The sequence below is a fragment of the Photorhabdus viridis genome (assembly GCF_040256935.1).
Taxonomy (GTDB): Bacteria; Pseudomonadota; Gammaproteobacteria; order Enterobacterales; family Enterobacteriaceae; genus Photorhabdus; species Photorhabdus viridis.
In genome coordinates this window covers 1-320 of record NZ_JBEJZY010000345.1, presented here as the reverse complement: position 1 = coordinate 320, position 320 = coordinate 1, and the positions used below count along the sequence as shown (strand labels likewise).

Below are 320 nucleotides of genomic sequence, written 5' to 3'. Positions count from 1 at the left end.
GCTTGGCACGGGCCGTTGCGTTCAGGGAACGCAGATCCAGACAGGAGAGTGAAAAGCCGATGTCTGTAGGCGCTATCTGCTGGCAGGGCTGACCGTCAACCCGCGTAAAGTGGGTACGCAGGCTCGCTTGGCGGGCGACAAGGCGATCGAGTGCTGCGGTGAGGGCCTGCTGGTCAAGCTGACCGGAAAGCTGCAATACCGCGGGAATGTGGTAGGCCTGGCTGGCAGCGGAATCGAGTTGGCTGAGGAACCACAATCGCTGCTGGGCAAAAGAGAGTGGCAGAGGCAAGCTGTGATCGGCCGCCGGGATAACAGCCCGG

1 protein-coding gene is annotated in these 320 nt (G+C 62.2%); it reads right to left on the bottom strand.

Annotation, left to right across the window (positions count from 1 at the left end; translation table 11 throughout):
* Positions 1-256 (bottom strand): condensation domain-containing protein (locus tag ABR397_RS25570; RefSeq protein WP_407072908.1); only part of this gene is annotated, 256 nt, incomplete at its 3' end.
* Positions 257-320: the final 64 nt, after the last annotated feature.